Annotated in this window: 22 protein-coding genes and 1 pseudogene; 3 read left to right on the forward strand and 20 right to left on the reverse strand. The window is 50.8% G+C overall.

Annotated features, from left to right (window positions below; all coding sequences use genetic code 11):
• Positions 1 to 41: 41 nt before the first annotated feature.
• The 11 genes and pseudogenes from J3349_RS01955 to J3349_RS02005 form a co-directional block, all read right to left on the reverse strand.
• Positions 42 to 1,574, reverse strand: coding sequence for a hypothetical protein (locus tag J3349_RS01955; protein ID WP_207676273.1), 1,533 nt, complete (start codon positions 1,572 to 1,574; stop codon positions 42 to 44).
• On the reverse strand, positions 1,567 to 2,628 hold the full coding sequence (locus J3349_RS01960) for a virulence RhuM family protein (protein ID WP_347564963.1): 1,062 nt from the start codon (positions 2,626 to 2,628) through the stop codon (positions 1,567 to 1,569). The genes J3349_RS01955 and J3349_RS01960 overlap by 8 nt, the downstream gene beginning before the upstream one ends.
• Complete coding sequence (locus J3349_RS01965; protein WP_207676274.1) at positions 2,615 to 3,922, reverse strand: hypothetical protein; 1,308 nt, start codon at positions 3,920 to 3,922, stop codon at positions 2,615 to 2,617. The genes J3349_RS01960 and J3349_RS01965 overlap by 14 nt, the downstream gene beginning before the upstream one ends.
• A 371-nt stretch (positions 3,923 to 4,293) precedes the next feature.
• Positions 4,294 to 5,070 (reverse strand): HAD family hydrolase, encoded by a 777-nt coding sequence (locus J3349_RS01970; RefSeq protein WP_207676275.1) that lies wholly within the window; start codon positions 5,068 to 5,070, stop codon positions 4,294 to 4,296.
• Entirely contained in the window at positions 5,055 to 5,516 is a 462-nt protein-coding gene (locus tag J3349_RS01975) for a DUF523 domain-containing protein (protein ID WP_117535089.1), read from the reverse strand. The genes J3349_RS01970 and J3349_RS01975 overlap by 16 nt, the downstream gene beginning before the upstream one ends.
• Positions 5,517 to 5,602: 86 nt before the next feature.
• Positions 5,603 to 5,902 carry a helix-turn-helix transcriptional regulator gene (locus tag J3349_RS01980; RefSeq protein WP_207676276.1) on the reverse strand — a complete coding sequence of 100 codons (300 nt, stop codon included), beginning with the start codon at positions 5,900 to 5,902 and terminating at the stop codon, positions 5,603 to 5,605.
• Between the two features lie 146 nt (positions 5,903 to 6,048).
• Positions 6,049 to 6,716 (reverse strand): annotated as a pseudogene (sfsA, locus tag J3349_RS01985) (DNA/RNA nuclease SfsA).
• A gap of 3 nt (positions 6,717 to 6,719) precedes the next feature.
• Positions 6,720 to 7,241, reverse strand: a complete 522-nt coding sequence (locus J3349_RS01990) for an O-acetyl-ADP-ribose deacetylase (protein ID WP_207676277.1) — start codon at positions 7,239 to 7,241, stop codon at positions 6,720 to 6,722.
• A 10-nt stretch (positions 7,242 to 7,251) separates the two neighbouring features.
• The gene (locus J3349_RS01995) at positions 7,252 to 7,779 is read right to left on the reverse strand and encodes a cysteine hydrolase family protein (protein WP_207676278.1); all 528 of its coding nucleotides are present in this window, start codon (positions 7,777 to 7,779) and stop codon (positions 7,252 to 7,254) included.
• 114 nt (positions 7,780 to 7,893) lie between these two features.
• Positions 7,894 to 8,106, reverse strand: coding sequence for an HFLK protein (locus J3349_RS02000; RefSeq protein WP_347564966.1), 213 nt, complete (start codon positions 8,104 to 8,106; stop codon positions 7,894 to 7,896).
• Entirely contained in the window at positions 8,088 to 8,324 is a 237-nt protein-coding gene (locus tag J3349_RS02005) for a hypothetical protein (protein ID WP_207676279.1), read from the reverse strand. Before J3349_RS02005 ends, J3349_RS02000 begins: the two co-directional genes overlap by 19 nt.
• Positions 8,325 to 8,815: 491 nt before the next feature.
• Here J3349_RS02005 and J3349_RS02015 point away from each other — a divergent pair, with 491 nt between their 5' ends.
• Both J3349_RS02015 and J3349_RS02020 read left to right on the forward strand, forming a co-directional pair.
• Positions 8,816 to 9,727, forward strand: a complete 912-nt coding sequence (locus tag J3349_RS02015; RefSeq protein WP_242699456.1) for an AEC family transporter — start codon at positions 8,816 to 8,818, stop codon at positions 9,725 to 9,727.
• 65 nt (positions 9,728 to 9,792) lie between these two features.
• Complete coding sequence (locus tag J3349_RS02020; RefSeq protein ID WP_207676281.1) at positions 9,793 to 10,923, forward strand: SLC13 family permease; 1,131 nt, start codon at positions 9,793 to 9,795, stop codon at positions 10,921 to 10,923.
• On the opposite strand, the gene J3349_RS02025 is transcribed toward J3349_RS02020, so the two are convergent.
• The 5 genes from J3349_RS02025 to J3349_RS02045 form a co-directional block, all read right to left on the reverse strand.
• The gene (locus J3349_RS02025; protein ID WP_242699457.1) at positions 10,867 to 11,583 is read right to left on the reverse strand and encodes an L-2-amino-thiazoline-4-carboxylic acid hydrolase; all 717 of its coding nucleotides are present in this window, start codon (positions 11,581 to 11,583) and stop codon (positions 10,867 to 10,869) included. The two genes, J3349_RS02020 and J3349_RS02025, sit on opposite strands and share 57 nt — an antisense overlap.
• Positions 11,580 to 12,422, reverse strand: a complete 843-nt coding sequence (locus tag J3349_RS02030) for a class I SAM-dependent methyltransferase (RefSeq protein ID WP_207676282.1) — start codon at positions 12,420 to 12,422, stop codon at positions 11,580 to 11,582. The genes J3349_RS02025 and J3349_RS02030 overlap by 4 nt, the downstream gene beginning before the upstream one ends.
• 19 nt (positions 12,423 to 12,441) lie before the next feature.
• Positions 12,442 to 12,888 (reverse strand): class I SAM-dependent methyltransferase, encoded by a 447-nt coding sequence (locus tag J3349_RS02035; protein WP_227618358.1) that lies wholly within the window; start codon positions 12,886 to 12,888, stop codon positions 12,442 to 12,444.
• A complete protein-coding gene (locus tag J3349_RS02040) occupies positions 12,840 to 13,475 on the reverse strand; it encodes a class I SAM-dependent methyltransferase (protein ID WP_207676283.1) in 636 nt (211 codons plus the stop codon). Before J3349_RS02040 ends, J3349_RS02035 begins: the two co-directional genes overlap by 49 nt.
• 247 nt (positions 13,476 to 13,722) lie before the next feature.
• Positions 13,723 to 14,505, reverse strand: a complete 783-nt coding sequence (locus tag J3349_RS02045; RefSeq protein ID WP_097770701.1) for a ZIP family metal transporter — start codon at positions 14,503 to 14,505, stop codon at positions 13,723 to 13,725.
• Positions 14,506 to 14,795: 290 nt separating this feature from the next.
• Between J3349_RS02045 and J3349_RS02050 the strand changes: the two genes are divergently transcribed.
• The gene (locus J3349_RS02050) at positions 14,796 to 15,632 is read left to right on the forward strand and encodes a hypothetical protein (RefSeq protein ID WP_207676284.1); all 837 of its coding nucleotides are present in this window, start codon (positions 14,796 to 14,798) and stop codon (positions 15,630 to 15,632) included.
• A gap of 260 nt (positions 15,633 to 15,892) precedes the next feature.
• Here J3349_RS02050 and J3349_RS14010 read toward each other — a convergent pair whose 3' ends face one another.
• The 4 genes from J3349_RS14010 to J3349_RS02070 form a co-directional block, all read right to left on the reverse strand.
• Positions 15,893 to 16,147 carry a hypothetical protein gene (locus J3349_RS14010; protein ID WP_242699483.1) on the reverse strand — a complete coding sequence of 85 codons (255 nt, stop codon included), beginning with the start codon at positions 16,145 to 16,147 and terminating at the stop codon, positions 15,893 to 15,895.
• Complete coding sequence (locus tag J3349_RS02060; RefSeq protein ID WP_207676285.1) at positions 16,116 to 16,883, reverse strand: EFR1 family ferrodoxin; 768 nt, start codon at positions 16,881 to 16,883, stop codon at positions 16,116 to 16,118. Before J3349_RS02060 ends, J3349_RS14010 begins: the two co-directional genes overlap by 32 nt.
• A 77-nt stretch (positions 16,884 to 16,960) precedes the next feature.
• Positions 16,961 to 17,566 carry a YitT family protein gene (locus J3349_RS02065; protein WP_021885137.1) on the reverse strand — a complete coding sequence of 202 codons (606 nt, stop codon included), beginning with the start codon at positions 17,564 to 17,566 and terminating at the stop codon, positions 16,961 to 16,963.
• A 176-nt stretch (positions 17,567 to 17,742) separates the two neighbouring features.
• Entirely contained in the window at positions 17,743 to 18,726 is a 984-nt protein-coding gene (locus J3349_RS02070) for a Gfo/Idh/MocA family oxidoreductase (RefSeq protein WP_207676286.1), read from the reverse strand.
• Positions 18,727 to 18,778 lie beyond the last annotated feature (52 nt).

An 18,778-nucleotide genomic window follows, 5' to 3' on the forward strand; every position in this document is an offset into this window, starting at 1 on the left:
AGACCGTAAGGTCGCTGGGCGGCTGTTGTTTTGTTATGGAATTATTTTGCGGCATCCTTAAAATTATTCATCAACTTTGAAAAATAATCCATTTCTTCCTCAAAGTGAGGATTACTATCAATGGCGAGATCCTTATAGATGGCAGGAATATTTTTTCGAGAGTTTTCTGCTCTGCTGGACTTGAGAATCTCGTCCAGAATCTGCTGTTCCGTTTCTTTATTATGTTGGTGAAGGTACAGAAGTATCTCGAATTCACGAATTGTCATAATAAAACAGGAAGAATCCGAACCTAATATTTTGTGCGCAGCTTCTTCTACTATGGCCGAATTAGAAAACTGGTCATACAAGAGAATAATTTTTATAATAGGATTCTTGCTCGAAACTGATAATCGAACATAACTACTATTTAATTGCTTATACGCTTTTGAGATTGTGCGTTCAAAGAAAATATCGGCATTGTGTAAATTGGGAATCTGCTGCTTTACATCAAGACTAATCAGAGCAGATTTGGATTCTACAAGAAGCGTTAAGCTTCCTAGATCGAATGTGAAATCTGCTGACTTTCGGGAACCAGTAGACAGTGTAGTCCATTCAGATGGTTTACAATATTTTGAGGCAATATCTTTTATATAATCCTCAAAAAGGCATCCGAAGGTGTTTACAAAGACTTGTGTTCCTTGCTTGCAGTAATAATTGCGCACAAGCCAATAAAGACCATTTCCAACCAGCATTGCCACAGGAAAAATACTTGAAGCAAAATATTCTCCCGTCCTTTGCGTTTTAATGAATGGTTTTGAATACAAGAGCTGCTTTTTTAGAGAAGAAGTACGCAAATTTTGATAGGTGCACGAATAATATTTAATAAAGTTGGAAAGATTCTCAACAGTAAGGACTGCACTGTTCACATTACTGTATAATTCTTCCGGAGCAGACAAAGGATCCGGATGCTGACAGCACAACCAAAAAACAGTTACCAGAATTAAAACATAATCATTGACAGGAATTCCAAAAATCTCGCGCACAATAGCGTCAGTATCAATTATAGACCGATGTTCAAAATTTTCCGCCGCAAAAAGAATATAATAATCACGGCTGAATTTTTCAAATAGCCAATATAGATTTTCATATGCAAATTGTTCAGCTGTCATTCCCATCAGGGTACGAAATACGCCATCGGCATCTACATTTTGAAAAATCCCCTCTTTTGCAGAGCGCTCGTTGTCATAGTCGCGATATAAGTCGACTAGAGCTTCAACTGGGACTTTTTTTGAGGAACGACGATAATCGTTGCTTTCTTTTATAGATAGAAACTCCATGTCAAGAATATCCCAAGCAGTCAATGTGACGGTTAGAATCTTTCTCTGACCATTGTGTATAACTGGAATAGTTACAGGCATTAAACACTCATTTTTTCTAAACATATCTATAGATTTTTCCGAAAGACAATAAATAAGTCCATCCGTTGGAATTTTCTTAATTTCAGAAATAAAATCCTTCATAAGGCACTCCATATTATTAAGCGATTTTCTTCTAATACAAAGTTTATAGCGGTCATTTCCATAAACATCACTCAATCTTTCTGTTTGCTTCCTCTTCCAACATCATAAATCGATCAAAATCGCTCTCATACAAACGGTCCTGCACGACACGATACTTCTCATATTCCGTTTCAGCATGAAGCTTCGCCTGTTCTGCGCTGATTTTTCCGGGACCGGTCAGCAGCTCGTTGCCGTTGAACTCCAAAAAGCCGTCCAGACGCTTTGCCCAGTCCTCCATGCTCATGGGGATTTTCCGTTCTGCCTGCAATTCGGCATAATCCAGATAGAGTGACACGATGCGCTCCAGATAGTTCATTTCCTCTTTGCTCAGGTAGTTTTTGGCCACCGTCACATCTGCTTTCAGGATTTTTCCGTCCGGGGCATTCTCCCAAGTGGTAAGCCCCATGTGTTCCTTGTTGGCATCGGCTCGCTCATAGATCAGCTCTGCCGCCGTATGGCGATGCACGGCATAGTGCATCTTGTTCTGGACGGTCTGGAAGAACAGCCGGGTCGTCTTGGCATCCTTGTCGTAATCGAACGCCGTAGCATACAGGTCTGTCACTTTCTGGTAGAACTTGCGCTCCGACAGACGAATCTCCCGGATCTGCTGCAGCTGCCGCTCGAAGTATTCATCCGTGAACATATGGCCCTTTTTCAGGCGTTCCACATCCATTGTCCAGCCCTGAATGGTGTGGTCCTTGACGATCTGCCCTGCCCACTTACGGAACTGCACCGCTCGCTGGTTGTTTACCTTGAAGCCGACAGCAATGATCATTTGCAGGCTGTAGTGGTCCTGTTTGCGGCTGATTTGCCGGTTGCCCTCGGTTTGAACCGTCAAGTATTTCTTGACAGTTGCCTCCGGAGTGAGCTCTCCATCGGCATAGATGCGTTTGATATGCTGGGAAATCGTCTGTTTGGACACAGCGTACAGTGCCGCCATCATCTTCTGTGTCAGCCAGATGTTCTCATCCTCGTAGCGCATTTCATAGCTGGCATCGTTCTCCCCTGTGGACGCCACAAAGGTCAGGTACTCCGCTGCCGAGCTGCGGATCACCGCCTCTTTTCCCTTATCATCTTTATTCCGCTTCACTTTTCACACTCTCTTCCAAGTAAAGAATTGCCGTGGAAATCAACGCATGGCAGCGTTGATAGAAGTAATCGTACTGCCGATCATCTGTAATATCGGTCTGCGTTGTTTCGTGATGCCGGATTCTAAAGCCATTTCCAATCTCAGTCAACACCTTGAACTCATCTTCATACAGCTTTTGAAAATGGGGTTCTTTGTGGCTCATAGTTTCAACCACCTTGTTTGCCGAGTTCTTTTTATCCAGCTTCGGAGAATAGTATGTTTTCAATCGCTCAAACGCATCCCACAATTTCTCAACCGCAATCTGTTTATTTCCATCCCTGTAATAATTTTCTGCGTCCGTAACAAGTTCTTTTAGTCCCTTTTCTGGAATTGCTGCAATCGTATTCTCACTCAAAGACGTTTCTACTGTACATTTAAGTTTTCCTTGAATCAATTGATACCCAATCGCTTGTCGCACCAACAATGCATTCATCTCTTTTGAGTAATTATTGTCTGCATTGTATCGAAAATAAATTTCTATTGCATCAAAGACGCAAAATGGAGAATTATGTAATATGAATTGCTTCATATCCCTTGTTCTAACATATTTGCTACTTCTGTTATAACATCTCGGTTCATAGAAACAGGAAATATCTCGAAAAACATATTCTTCCGTTGTTACGTCATACTGAAAGCCTGTTTCGTTTGTTTCTCTATACACATCATTATACTTTTCAAACAATGCGCAAATTTGATTACGTGCTTTCATACAAATATACAGTTTAAGACTATGTGCTCTGATTGCTTTTTCATTCCGCTGAGAAAATGGAACAAACACATCACTTTCGTTGTCGTTATACTCTCTCCAATTATAAATGTCTCTTCCAGAAATTTTCCCAGATGGATACAACTCATACCCATCCATGCGAAGCAGCTCATTCACGGAAATAAGGCACTCTTGCCAGTATCCTCTTTCTTCGCGTACAGCCGGATGGAATACCGCGCAAAGAAACTTTAGAAAGATTTCGTCATCACCATTTGATAATTTAAACCTCTCATCATCAAAAGCCCATCCTTTTTGATAGTCATCATTATTTACAGTATGCTGCCAAATATCACCTTCTGCATTTAAATACCGCCCATCATAACTTGGCAGCTGTTCAAGATTATAAATTCTCTTCAAAAAGTCCAGTTCGCTTAGTTTTCCAGAATAATTATAATGGAGCAGTTCTGTTCCGAAATCTGTATTTTTATCTATTCCATATAGAAACAAATTAAAAATATCTCTTCTCGTTATTTCTGAAATTCGTTTCACTTATAGCACCTTTCTTACCGTTTCCGGGCTCTCTTCCACCGGTTTTGTGCTTTTCAGCATTCGTTGAGGTATTCCTCAAGGCTATCTTTCAAACTCCATTCTTATTATACCACCCCCTCATCCCCCTGTAAACGAAAAAGCTGACAGTGCGCATCTTGCGGCATCCGTCAGCTTTTTGTGTCATTCAAGGCTCTTATAAAATGGTGTAATTGTGGTGTAGTAAGCCACGCAAAACGTAAATTTTTAATTTACTATCGTTATTATTTTGCATTTTCAAAGATATTGCCGTGGCAGATAAAAAGCACTTTCGTCATACCAAAATATTTCCTTATATCGTATCATTTTGAATTTTGCACACATGCGTGCAAAATTCAGTTCTGCTTCAAGAACTCCCGCAGCACATCCTCTGGGCGGGGTGTATGGTTCGGGTACTTTTCCCGCAGCGGTGCGGCGGCACCATCCATAATGTAGGGCACACCCACAATGTCCAGCATCGACACATCGTTATAATTGTCGCCAAAAGCCATCACATCGGCAAGGGCGATGTCCAGAGTCTTGCAGATGCTGCGCACACCGATGCCCTTGTTGGCAAAGGTGGTGTCGATCCAGTACGGCCCTGCCACAGCGCAGTTCGCCTCTTTCCATCGTGGGACAAACCGTCCCGTGTAAGATTCTACGCCTTCGTGCAGATACACCGATACTTTTGTGATCTCCTCCGGCACCTCGGAAGGGTCATGGATGATTTGATAATTGTTCCCGATGAACTGAATACGCTTGAGCATTCCCAGACCCCGCTCCATCAGGTATGCAGTATTCTGACCGGAAAGCATCACTTCGCCCTGCCCGTCGCTGCGGGTCCACAGGTCGTTGGCGATTTCTTCGGCCAGCGCGCGCGGCATCGGATTCTTGGCAATGCACTGCTCGTCCTTATAAATCACACCGCCGTTTTCGCAGAGAAACACACAACAGTCTGCCACCGGTGCAAAAAGCTTGCACAGGCTGGTATACTGCCGGCCGGATGCCGGGCAGAACAGAATGCCGCGCCGATGCAGCTCCCGCATCTGCTCAAAGATCTCGTCTTCCAGTTCCTTTTTGCCGTATTGCAGCAGCGTACCGTCAATATCGCTGCAAATCAGTCTGATTGACATTTTCCGTCCTCATTTTTCAAGATAATTTTAGGCAATTCCCCGGCATCCAGAACACGGACACCTTCGTCCATCAGCATTTTCGCAAAAACGCCCTGTCCGGGAATCTTTGTCCCGGAAAACGTTCCGTCGTAGATTTCCTTCACGCCGCAGCTGGGGCTGCGGGATTGCAGGATGGCAAGCTCCACCCCATTTTCTTTTGCGATGGCAAGGGCCTTGGCTGCGCCCGCTCGGAACTCCCGGTCCACATTGATGCCCTCTTTGTTCGTGACAACGCCCTGCACGATTTCCGCCGGGCACCGCGGTGTGGGCAGGCCGCCCAGCACCTCCGGGCAGACCGGAACCACCTGATGCCCCCGCGCAAAATCGCAAACCGCCTGATTGTAATTGTTTCCGCCGCTGTATTTGCAGTTTTCGCCCAGCAGGCAGGCGCTGACCAGAATCTTCATTGTTGCGCGCTCCGTTTTTCAGATACTGAATCTTTTACCTATTCTACCACGCTTTTGGGCATTGAAAAAGAGGATTCTGCTTTTTCCTATCCCCATACCGGGAGGTCCGCCGTAATCTTTTCTAATTCCTGTGCAAGAAACGTCAGCCTTTCCCTCAGATGGTTGTTATGCGGTGCATCTCCGTTCAGCAGATAGTCCGTTCTGACATTCAGGCAGGACGAAAGATCCTGCAGCAACTCAATCGAGCAGCAGCGGCTTCCCGTTTCAACTTTTGCAAGATGGTTCGCACTAACGTTCAGCATTATACTCAACTGTTCCTGCGTAATCCCTTGCTTTTTCCGCAAATCGCGGATACGTCCGCCGAATTCTTTTGAATCAGATCGCATTGTTCAATCCTTTCCTTTGCGCTGAAAACACAAACAGGCCGAGACTCCTTTTCCGAGTCCCGGCCTGTTTTCAGCTTGAAAATATGATAACACTTCCTATTTATGATTTCTGTGACTGAATCACGCAAAGCGTTTTTCTGCCGTCTTCACCCTTCCCTCTGCTCCACGATTTCCAAGCTGTCACGCCCTACATGGCAGAGCAAAAACAGCACTTGCACACCTGCGGCCTTTGCTTCGGCCAGTGCCGTGCCAAACTCCGGCTGTGTGCTGACATTTGGCCGCACCTCAGTGATGCCCCTTCCATCTGAATCACAAAGGCCACAGCGCACCGATACCCTGCCTGCTGTGCCTGCGCCAGCTCGTGCAGGTGCTTCACACCCCGCTCGGTGGGTGCATCCGGGAAATAGCCGATACCGTCCACTTCCAGTGTGCAGCCTTTGACTTCCAGCAGGTACTTCTGTTCGCCCTTTTCCATATAAAAGTCGATGCGGGACTTCCCATAGGTGAATTCCGGCCTGATATAGTCGTAGCCCTGTTTTGCAAGCCACTCTCCTACTACCTTGTTAGGTGACTGACTGTCCATATTGACCCAGCCAAGCCCCTGCTTGTGTACCGCCACGAGGTCGTATTTTGTTTTGCGTTTCGGGTTATCTGACACTTCCAGCCGCACCGCAGTACCGGGCAGCAGCAGTTCCCTGCACCGCCCGGTGTTCTTGACATGGACGGTTTCCACTGCTCCATTCACTCCCACATGGGCAATAAAGCGGTTGGGACGGTCAACAAAAATGCCGTCTGCGATTTCTCTGTATTTCAATCTTTACTCCATTTTTGCCTGATACACCCGCTCCGTCCGGGCATCGAAGCAGCAGAAAATCACCTGCATGGCGTAATCCGCGTGATCTTCCAGCCACTGTGCCACTGTTTTGACTGCAATCTCCGTGGCATCTTCCAGCGGGTAGCCATACACGCCGGTCGAAATTGCCGGGAACGCAATGCTATGGACATCATGCTCTTTGGCAAGGTTCAGCGAATTGCGGTAGCAGTCCGCCAGCTGCGCGGCATCCTCTGCTGTGCCGGAATAAATCGGGCCTACCGTATGAATGATATACTTTGCTCTCAACCGGTAGCCCTTGGTGATTTTTGCTTCGCCGGTGCGGCAGCCGTGCAGCGTACGACACTCCGCCAACAATTCCGGCCCTGCTGCCCGGTGGATGGCACCATCCACACCGCCGCCACCCAGCAGACTCCGATTGGCCGCATTCACGATGCCGTCACAGTCCAGTTTGGTAATATCACCCTGCACCACTTGAATCTGATTTTTTACTTTTTCAGAAATCATTGTAAACTCCTCACTTTTTGAGCAGTTCCAACGCCTTCTCCATAGGCACGCAATCGGCATAACAATCTGGCCAGAGGAATTCATTGTAATAGTGGTAGCTCTGCTCCCCTGTCATATACTCGTTGTCCTTCGTGGAATTTGCATAGGCAGGAACGATCATGTGCAGGCCATGCTCAAAGCCCGCCTCCACCGTTGCATTGATGCAGAAGTCCGTCATGATGCCGCAGACCATCACATCTTTTTCGCCCTTTTCCGTCAGATATTCCAGCAGACCGCTTTCTTTTTTGAACGCGCTACATACGGTTTTGACGAACCGTCTTTCAGTCGGCAGCGGTGCAAATTCGGAATAGACCTCAAATTCATCGTCTCCGATGGAAAAGCCTGTACCGGGCCCATCGTCATGCTGGACATAGACGACCTCGATTCCCTGTTCGCGGGCAGTCCGGATCAATTCCCTGATGTTGCTGACAAACTTTTCAAACGCATACAGGCGTTCATCCACGATACCTTTCTGTGTATCCACAACCATTAAAACCATGTGTAAGCCCTCCTGTTTTTCTTTGGTTTCATTCTACCATAGACCGCCGTTTTCTACAATCAGATTCGAAAAATCCCCACAGGGAAAACCTGTGTTTCACCTGCAGGGATTGATTCAGCCATCCAAGACGATCAGGATCAGCACCACGACCACTGCAATAGCGATCAGGCAGCCGCATCCGCTGCCGTCCCCGCCGCCACCGCCATTGTTGTTGTGGTTTCCGCCACCACCACCGCCGCCGGACGAGCCGCCGAAGTTGCGGTTGAACGCCGTCATGTACTGGGCATATGTTGAGCGTAGGGCTTTGTTTACCGGCTGGGCTGCCAGCCGGGTTTCTGGTGTTCCTTGGGCTTATAGGTACCCTTGGTGGTATCAATGACTGCCTGATACAGTTCCAGCTTCTGCCATGTGGGGCAGTTCAGCCGCTCGATTTTTTCGATCACATAGTTTGCGTGGGCGGTTGCGACACGCTTGCTCAGCTCTTCCCAGCCTTCCTCGGTTTTGGGGTAATGCACCACCACTTCAATGGGGGCACTCTTTCGCATGGCTCACTCACCTCCGGTCACATCGCTATCACCTCATTCTTACGGGTCACGGGTTGTCCGCTATTCGCTGCGGCTCCCGGTGAGAACATTCAACGCCAGGCTGACCAGCAACGCCATATCGATGCGAAGCATCTCGGTCTTGGCAGCGTAGTCCATACAAGAGGAAGAAGCAGTATTTTGGGCTGCTCCACCCTGTCCAATCCGATCTTCTTTGCATTCCTGCTGGGCGTGTGGTTCTTGCTCCGCTGAACGTGGCAGCAGGCAGCGCTATGAACATCTTTTTCCCGCTGCCGGGCAGGAGGGTGCATATAAGTATCGAAAGGTCTGATCATACCAGTTTTAGGGGATGGTTCTGCGGAGTCATCCGTTTTTTCTTATTCAGATCGCATTTTTTCTGTTTTCTCTTGACGATGCCCCGCTAATGGAGTAGGATTGTGCTGCAAAAACGAATTGCAAAAGAGGAGTTCTAAATGCAAATCAGCCTTTTATTGATGCGGCAGATCGCGCAGCTATTTCTGATTCTGCTGATGGGATATGCCGTTGTGAAAACCGGCCTGTTGAAGGCATCGGACAGTAAGGTGCTGTCTGTGGTCTTTGTCTATCTGGTCATGCCCTGTGTCGTTCTGAACGCCTTTCAGATCAAGGATACACCGGAGATCCGCACCGGGCTGCTTTATTCCATGGGCATCGCCGTTGGAATGCACGTTGTATTTCTGCTTCTGAATGCGCTGTTCCGCAAAGCTCTCAAGCTGGACGCCGTGGAGCAGGTCAATACCATTTACAGCAATGCCGCCGCGCTGGTCATCCCCATCGTGCAGGCCCTGCTGGGAGAGGAATATGTTGTCTACTCCTGCGCCTTTGTCATTGTACAGCTGGTACTGCTCTGGACCCATGCCAGTGCCTGCCTGCAGGGGTCTGCACAGCTGGAATGGCGCAAGCTCCTTACCAATGTCAATCTGATCGCCATTGCAGCCGGTGCTCTGCTGTACCTGCTGCACGTCTCGCTGCCTGCCCCGATCACCAGCACACTGAGCAGTGTCGGCAATATGATCGGCCCCATGGGAATGCTGCTAGCAGGCATGGCCATTGCGGATGTCCCCCTCAAAAAGGTTTTCTGCACCCCTCACAACTATCTGCCGGTGTTCCTTCGTCTGCTGGGTGTTCCGCTGGTCATCGTTCTGCTGCTTTGGGCAGTTCAAGCCTCCCACTGGATCCCGGACGGCAAGTCCATCCTGATGACAGTCTACCTTTCTGCCATTACCCCCGCCTGTGCAACAGTCACCTCCATGGCACAGCTCTATGACCGGGATGCTTCTCATTCCAGCGCGATCTATGTCCTGAGCACGCTGCTTTCCATCCTGACCATGCCGCTGATGATCGGGTTGTTTGAGCTGTTGCTCTGAAATACGAAAAAAGGCTGTCCGGCATCGCAGCAGGGCAGCCTTTACAACTACAAGGATGTGTCTCTATGAAACTCAAACAATTCATTCAGCAGGAAACGGTCCTCACCGCAGCCGCTGTGCTGGCCGTTGTCTCCGCCTTCTTTGTTCCGCCGGATGCGCAGTATCTCGGCTACATCGACCTGCGCACGCTGGCGATCCTGTTTTCCCTGATGACGGTCATGGCCGGGCTGCGGCGGCAGGGCTTTTTTGATGGACTGGGACGGGCATTGCTGTCCCGCACCCACAGCACTTTTCAGCTGACGCTGGTACTGGTCGGGCTGTGCTTTTTCGGAAGTATGTTCATCACCAACGATGTTTCCCTGCTGACCTTCGTTCCCTTTACGTTCGTGGTCCTGAGCCGTCTGGGAGCGGATGTCCGCCGCGCTCTTCTGATTCCGGTGGTCTGTATGCAAACCATTGCGGCAAACCTTGGCAGCATGCTGACCCCCATCGGCAACCCGCAGAACCTCTATCTTTACGGAAAAAGTGGCATGAGCATCGGGGGATTTGTGCTTCTTATGCTGCCCTACACCCTGGTCTCTCTACTTCTGCTGCTGGCTTGGGCAGCGCTGGTCTGCCGAAAAGCCTCTGCCGCCCTCTCCGTGGACGAGCTTGTTTCTTCCTCTGCATCTCGGGGGGATCAGAAGATCATCCTGCTGTATCTGGTTCTGTTTGCCGTTTGCCTGCTGTCCGTGATCCGGGTGCTGCCCTATGGCATTGCCTTTGCCGCTGTGCTCCTCTGCGCCCTTTTTGCAGACCCGCACACCTTACGGGCAGTGGACTATTCCCTGCTTTTGACCTTTGTGGCTTTTTTCATCTTCATTGGCAATCTTGGCCGCATTCCGGCCTTTTCCGGCTGGCTGCAGGAGTTTCTGACCGGCCGGGAAGTTCTGGTGGCGGTTCTCGCTTCGCAGGTCACCAGTAATGTTCCCGCCGCCCTGCTGCTGTCCGGGTTCGCGGCAGAGACACAAGCCCTCATCATCGGCACCAATCTGGGAGGTCTTGGCACTTTGATCGCATCCATGGCCAGTCTTATTTCCTACCGGCAGATTGCACGGGAGCTGCCACAGGGAAAGAAGCAGTATTTTGGGCTGTTCACCCTATCCAACCTGATCTTCCTTGCGATCCTGCTGGGCGTGTGGTTCTTGCTCCGCTGAGCGTGGCAGATGACTTATGGTTTTTCTATACCCTTTCTTTTTGTACCCGCAGTCGCAGTAGGGCCCGCCGGAGGCAAGGGTGTACTGCCGCACAAAGTTCGTCACAGCGCCCGCTTCGCTCATGGTGTAGTCCAGATGGCACAGGGCGGGGGTCAGGTCGTACAGCCCCAGTTCCTTCATCAGCACACAGATGCCGCATTTGGTAAAGCGTCCCTCGTAGCCGCTGCCATCCGGGTATTCGTAAAACTCCATGTTCCACGAGTAGGGGTTGCGGTCGGCGGCTTTCAGGGCGGCAGTGACTTTCATAGCGGCAATATCCTTTGCGGTAAACTTGCTTTTTCCGCTCTTGCGGCAGAACCACTTCATCAGCGACGTCATCTGGGCATTCTCATAGTATACCGTCAGCGCCTCTGCATCCGGCCGCTTCGGCATACAGAGGACGAACGCCCCCAGCATGGCGCAGCCAATGATGTTTAATTGGAAGCGATCACCCTTTTCAAACTCCGGCAATTTTGCGATGATCTCTTTGTATTTCGGCTTGGCGATTTTGGTGATCTGCTTTGCGGCGTCTGCATCATAGCCCAGCACAGCGGTCAGCTGCTTTTGAAAGGAGCCCGCAAACAGCACCCACATTCCAAAGGGCATTCCTGCGTATTTCATTGTCTGTCTCCAAATCCGATCTTCACGATCTGCATTTTCATTCCGTTGTCTCCAACCTTGGCGACGAATCGGAAAAAGCCGCTGACAGAAGGATCTTTCAAATCGTTGTACCCCAGCATATAGCCCCGGCTGGACACTTGCAAACGGCTGTCCCATGGGGAAAGCTCGCTTTTCACATCCGAAACCGCGAAATATGCTCCCACATCCTTGATTTTCGCCGTCCTGAGCCACGTTTTGGCGATCATCTTTACCGCCGTGCGGTTGGCGGCATCAAACACCAGCACTCCGCCGGGGAACGCATCTGCCATCCCCTGCACCAGCGCCTTGACCTGCTGGGTCAGGAAGTAATAGAACACCCCAGAGGCAAAAAACACCGCCCCGCCGGAGGCATCGATCTTGTCAAACCATGCGGGGTCTTTCAGGTCGCAGGGGATGTTTTGCTCCCGCTCCCCGGCGGGCAGCAGTTGCTGCCGCAAGGCGATCACATCCGGGAAGTCCAGATTGTAGATCTTGCATCTGCCGTTGTCGCAGGCTCTGCCGGTGTTATCCAGCCCGCAGCCCAAATTGACCACCGCCGCACAAGGGTGGTTTTTCAGGTACGCCCGCACCTCAAAAGCAAGGTCATTCTGCCGCGTGGCCACCTCCAGCGCACCGAAACGCTGCATCAGGCTGCGGGAATTCTTCTCTGCCTGCGAAAAATCGTAGTCGATCTGGTCGAGCAGCCGAACCGCTGTTTCGTCCCGATAAAGGTTTGGGTACAGTTCGGTACACAGCTTCCGGGAATACAGTGGGAGGATCAGCGTCTCCTGCACGGTGTTTTTCTCGATTTTGTATTTCATAGGTTCCTCCCTGTTCTCCTTATTCTGCTTTCCGGCAGACAAACCATGCCATACTCTTCACCGTGTCAAGTGTTACGGTTGCGTACCGTTTCTCCAGCCGTTTTTTCAAGCTGAAGGCCGTCTCGTAGGGCGGCGTGAAGAACCCCGTCTTTTCATAAATGTGCCGGACAAACCAGTCCGTCCGCTTCTGCTCGCCCTTCACATAGAAGCAGCCGCAGAAGATTCCGCCGGGTTTCAGCACCCGATAGGCCTCCCGGTAAGCGGCCTCTTTATCCGGGAACGCGTGAAAGCCGTTCAGCGACAAAACAATGTCAAATGCACCGTCCGCAAAGGGCAGCGCACCTACATCTCCCTGCCGGAAGGTCACATTTTTCAGGTGCAGGCGGTCTGCCTTTTCCTGTGCCTGCCCCATCATATCTACCGAGTAATCCAGACAGGTGATGTCCGCTTTTGCGCCGTAACGCACAGCCAGCCCTTTTTATTTTTGTGGCTTTGGATCTGACAGAATCCTGCTTTTTCCAGATACTCTTTCAGTGCAGTATCCGTATAGATGGCCATGCCATCGATGATCTGCGTCCATTTGTCGTCTTTTGTCGTTTCGCCGTTTGCTTCGTTACAGATGAAAAAGATTCCGCCGGGCTTCAGTACTCGATAAACCTCTCTGAAATTCTGTGCAAGCTCTGGCCAGAAGTAGACCGTTTCAAAGGCGGTCACCACATCAAACTGCTCCGCTTCAAACGGCAGTTCTGCCACACTTGCCTGTTGCACGGTACACCGTCCTGCCGCAATGGCTCTGGCATTGACCTTTCGCGCTTTTTCCACGCTGACGGCTGAGTAGTCGATGCCCTGTACCTTGCCGTTGGGGCACAGTTTCAACAGCGTTTTAATGTTCGCTCCACCGCCGCAGCCGCAGTCCAGCACCATGGCATCCGGGGCAGGCTGTAAAAAACTCAGCCCCCATTCTGCCATTGCGCTGTGTCCAAAGTTCATCATAGCAACCATGATCTTCCCGCCAAGGCCTACGGGCTTTCGGGTGTTTTCAAAAAAGGACATAACGCCACCCTCTTTCTGTTTACCGTTCACAATGCAATGCTTTTTACCAGATGCGCCCACTGCACCGGATGACAGGCCAGCAATTCCTCGCGCCACAAGTTAGGTAAAGCTAACTTTCTGTTCTATAAAAAGCCGCTTCTCAGCGGTCCTTCTGCCAAAATAATACGCCCTGCCGTCTCCTCTGTCAAGAAGTTTCGGCATTTTCGGGTATTCCGAAAGAGATTTCGCTTTCGGGAACCCCCAACCGTCACCCCAGTGCCACATCCAGCACCATCATCACGCTGAAGCCTACCGCAAAAAACACCGTGCCGACGTTGGAGTGCTGTCCCTGCGACATTTCCGGGATCAGTTCCTCCACCACAACATACAGCATGGCTCCGGCAGCAAAGCTGAGCAGATAGGGCAAAGCAGGCACCACGATGCCTGCCGCCAGAATCGTCAGCACTGCCCCGATGGGCTCTACGATGCCGGACAGTACGCCGCCCCAGAATGCCCGGCCTTTTTTCATTCCTTCCGCCCGCAGTGGCATGGAGATGATAGCACCCTCCGGGAAGTTCTGGATGGCAATGCCAAGGGAAAGTGCCAGCGCCCCGGCGGCGGTGATCTGAGCCGTTCCGGCAAGGTATCCGGCATAGACCACGCCCACTGCCATACCCTCCGGGATGTTGTGCAGCGTTACCGCCAGAACCATCATGGTGGTGCGCTGGAGCTGGCTTTTTGGCCCTTCGGCCTGCAAGCTGTTCTGGTGCAGATGCGGGATGAGATGGTCCAGCAGCAGCAAAAACAGGATACCCAGCCAGAAACCCACCGCCGCCGGGAAAAATGCCAGCCTGCCCAGATCTGCGGCCTGCTCCATAGCCGGGATCAGCAGGCTCCACACCGATGCCGCCACCATCACTCCGGCGGCAAAGCCGGTCAACGCCCGCTGGATGCCGTCACGCAAAGAGTTTTTCAAAAAGAACACACAGCCTGCCCCAAGGCTTGTACCCAGAAAGGGGATCAAAATCCCCCAGAATGCGTCTTGTATCATGTAGTACCTCCTCGCGGTTAAATATAACTAACTACGCAAGCAGTATACTGCGCTCCGGAAAAAAGGTCAAGGGCTTTGCGGTATAGAGGATGCAGATCGTTTCCTGCACCGAAAAATTAGCCTCTGCAAACTTGCCGGTTTCTACTTGACAACGCCCGGTGGGAGTGCTATTTTTACTTCGCGAATTTGTTTTGCCTAACCATCTGAGGGGCTTTGCCCCTGCATTTTTTTGCATCGATTGTTAGGAAAAGCTAACTGTTTTTTCAAAACTGAGATAGAGGTGTGTTACCATGAGATTGAAAAAAGTATTTGCAGGTGCGCTTGCGGCCGCTATGCTGGTATGCGCTGTGACAGTCCCGGCCTTCGCTGCGGAAGAGGTGGAACAGGAAAACTGCCTGACCTCCAGCTATGTCCAGATGAACATCCCCTACGCCGACTTCTACAAGGCTGCCGGTGTGGACAACGCATCTGAGATCGACGCTGTGACCAGCGCCACCAAGAACAAGCCCCGTGCGGGCAAGCTTGCCGCCGGTTCCTACCACGTCAACGCAGATGGCACCGACATCACCGGCGTTTCCTTCCCGGTCAAGGTGCTGACCCCGTGGGCGCTGAAGAATGCAAAGCAGGTCACTGATGCCGACAGCTACGACATTACCGTTACCCTGAAGGGCAAGGAATCCACCACCACCTACACCGGCGCAGATGCCTTGTTTGAGAACGAGAGCTACGCTTACTACAAGCTCAGTGAGACCCCTGCCTACTACATTACCGCATGGTATAACCTGCTGAGCGGCAAGTGGGAGTTTGGCAAGGTCCACGCCACCGAGACCACCGTAGAGGGCACCACTGTGGAGCTGAATACCAACGGTCACCACGCCACCTACGAGATGAAAATCTCCGGTTTTGATCTGGACTACAAGGCCAACAAGGTCTACGGCGTAGTTCTGACCACCGCCGATGGCAGTGAGTACGGCCTGCGTCATCTGGCCAACATCTGGCATGGTACCAAACTGGGCCTCAATGCCGATGATCCTTACTTTGCATCCATCATCGGCAAGACGATTACTCAGATCACCTTCTACGCCGCCGACGGCGTGTATGTCCTGCCGGTCAGCGTGGCACTGTAAGTTTGCGGAAGGCTGCCTGATTCAGCCAACATATAGCACAAAACGGCAAGGTTTCCTGATTGCGGGAGACCTTGCCGTTTTGTTATTGCAGATGGAACCCAATCGCAGGGTCAACAGTTTTTACGTCTGCAATACGGAATCAATATTGTCGGCATTACTCTGCGAATCACAAAAGAGTCCATCCGACAGCGTTTTGGCGATGCTGGCAGGCTCTACGTCCAGTGCGTGAGCTGCCTCTGCCACGGTTGCCGAGGACTCGCTCAGCACAATGACATGGTCTCCCAAGCCTTTGAGAATGCAGTATACATCTCCCCATAGGTGGCCGCTTTTCCTTCCAGCATCTCCGCCAGACTCAAGCTGACGCTTCTATCCGAGACTGTCGTTTCTTTTATTACTCTATCCCAACTGTCTGGTTTTTGTCCTAATCCATGTAAGTATAAATACTTCATCTGCTTTTTACCATCATCGTTTTTCCTTTTTTCTTCATACGTCCTGCTGCTTTTCCAGTGCTTCAAAGTGATACCGGGGCTTGCCTTTGCTCTTTTTGCCGTACTCGATGGCTTCTTTGGGGCAATAGCAGATGCACGCCATGCAATGGGTGCAGTTTTTGCCCCAGACTGGTTTGCCGTTTTCCAGATGGATATTGTTCAACGGGCACAGCTCCACGCACCTGCCGCAGCCGATGCAGGCATCCGTTGCCCGGAAGGCATCCGCTTTTACAAAGAAGCGATAGAACACCGGATTCACCGGGCCGCTCATAAAGCGGTCATAGAGGTTGTCTCTCGGCGGGGGAAATTCCTGCCCGGCCTTGAGCTGGGCCAACACCTTCTGAAGCGCAGGCTCTGCCTGCTCCACGACGCTCCGTGCCTGCTCCTTTTGGGGTGCATTGAACATGGCAATGTAGTTTTCCGGCATGACGACCTGCGCAGTCCCCATATAATGCAGATATTTCTGCGCCGCGAGCTGCCGGTTATAGCCTGCCGCATTGCCAATTTCGCTGCCGCAGTCCATCACAAACCAGATACGCTCTGCCCCGGTCAGCGCGGTCTTGCCCAGCCACTCCGACACCACCCGGGGGATGCGCCATGCGTAGGTAGGCGTGACCAGCACCACATCCCGGCCAGTCTGCACCGGGGCGGTATTCCCTGCCTTGATGCAGGCGTTCAGGTCGTAAAGCTGCATCTCCAACCCTTCGGCAATACGCCGCGCCAGATACCGGCTGTTGCCGGTTCCTGTAAAATAAAGTACCATGGCTGCTCCTTCGTTTTTTGTGTGGTTTTCAGTTGCCTGTCTGCCCGGCAAACTGGAAGTTGTAAGTTTCTTTACTATCATATCTTTAAAACTTGTTTTGCTTTCGCATTAACAAATTGGATAATTGGGCCTGAAATGATAACTGTAATAAGCGTGCATACACCAAACTTTCCGCCAAACAAAACACCTGTAACAACAACCAAAATATCCAATGCCATTCGGACAAATTTAATCTGCCAGTGATTTTTTTCTGCTAAAGCAAAAGTGACTGCCTCATAGGAGCCTCTACCAAGGGATGCCGACGCATATAGTCCTGTTCCGACAGCAAACAAAACCACTCCTAACAACATAATTAAAAAATTGATCCACTTATAGGTACTGTAAATATGGCAGTTAGCAAACAAATCTACACAGGTACTGTATACAATCTGGTACAACACAGTTCCTATATGAATCTGACTTTTATCGTAAATGAGCGCAAACAAAATCATTCCCAATGCTACAACAAAAGATGCTGTGCCAATGCTTATGTGAAATGTTCTTGCAATCCCCTGCCACAGCACCGCAAGCGTAGCTCCGCCAAATCCAGCATACAGTGCAAGTGTAATTCCATAAGCCGCAATTATAGAACCTATTACAAGGATTGCCAATTTCTTTAGTGTTTTTTTATTGTTATTTTTCATTGACTTTTAATAATTCACTCCTCGTATAATTTTCTTTGGGGCTAAAGCATACCGTTAGCAACCGCTCTAATTTATTTAATACCAGCAAATTACTCTCCTCCACAAATTCCGAGTTGTCGCTCTCCGTATGCCATAGTCTCCGCACGCCAAAAAAGCCCCCTGTGCAAGGTGTGTGCTTACACCTCGCCCGCAAATTTCATGCCCCAGCTCATGCGGGTGTCGTACATCAGGCGGGTCAGGGCAAGGCTGTCCTGCGGGGTGTAGCGGTCGCTGCCGGTACGCCCCAGCTTGACGCAGCGGCTTGCTTCCCGGATCTCATACTCAAAGCCGTTGATGTCCACCGGGCAGCGGATGACCTCCGGCTCTTTGCCCTCCACTTCCAGCGTCATGGTCTCGGCGTGCTGGAAATCCGGCAGGAAAATACTGCCCTTGGTGCCAACGATGCGGGCATTGCGCTCCAGCTCCTGCCCGATGGTCTGGACAGACTCCGCCTTGCAGCCGCCGGGGTAGGTCAGCACAAGGCGACTGTAATCGTCGGTGCCGTACTCGTTGATGTGGACCTCTTTAGTCTCCACCTTCTCCGGGTCCTGTCCGGTGAGGATGCGAAGAAAACCCAGATCGTAGATGCCGATATCCAGCAGCGCACCGCCGCCCAGACCGGAATCAAACTTGCGGTCCTTCCGGGCACCGGAGGCCACAAAGCCGTACTGACAGGTGATCTGCTTCAGCTCCCCGATGGTGCCAGCCGCAAGGATCTGGCGCAGACAGTCGTACAGCGGCAGCAGCCAGATCCAGAATGCCTCCATGAGAAAGCGTTGCTTTTCCTCTGCCAGACGGTACAGCTCCTGCGCCTGCTCCGGGCTGATGGTAAAGGGCTTTTCGCACAGAACGTGCTTGCCCTGCTCCAAGCAGAGCTTGCAGTTTTCGTAATGCAGGGTGTTGGGGGTGGCGATATAGATGGCCTCCACCTCCGGGTCGGCGGCAAGGGCTTCGTAGGAGTCATAGCAGCAGGGAATGCCGTACTGCTGCGCAAACGCCTGTGCGCTTTCCAGATGCCGTGACCCCACGGCAACAAGCTGCTCCCCCTCTGCGCCCATCTGTTCCACCGTAGATGCAAACTTTTTGGCAATGGTGCCGGTCGCTAAAATTCCCCACTTCATAACGGTACCTCCCGATTTATCACTTGGAACTCAGTATACCACGCTTTTTCCC

It is taken from the genome of Faecalibacterium sp. Marseille-P9590 (genome assembly GCF_017377665.1).
Taxonomy (GTDB): domain Bacteria; phylum Bacillota; class Clostridia; order Oscillospirales; family Ruminococcaceae; genus Faecalibacterium.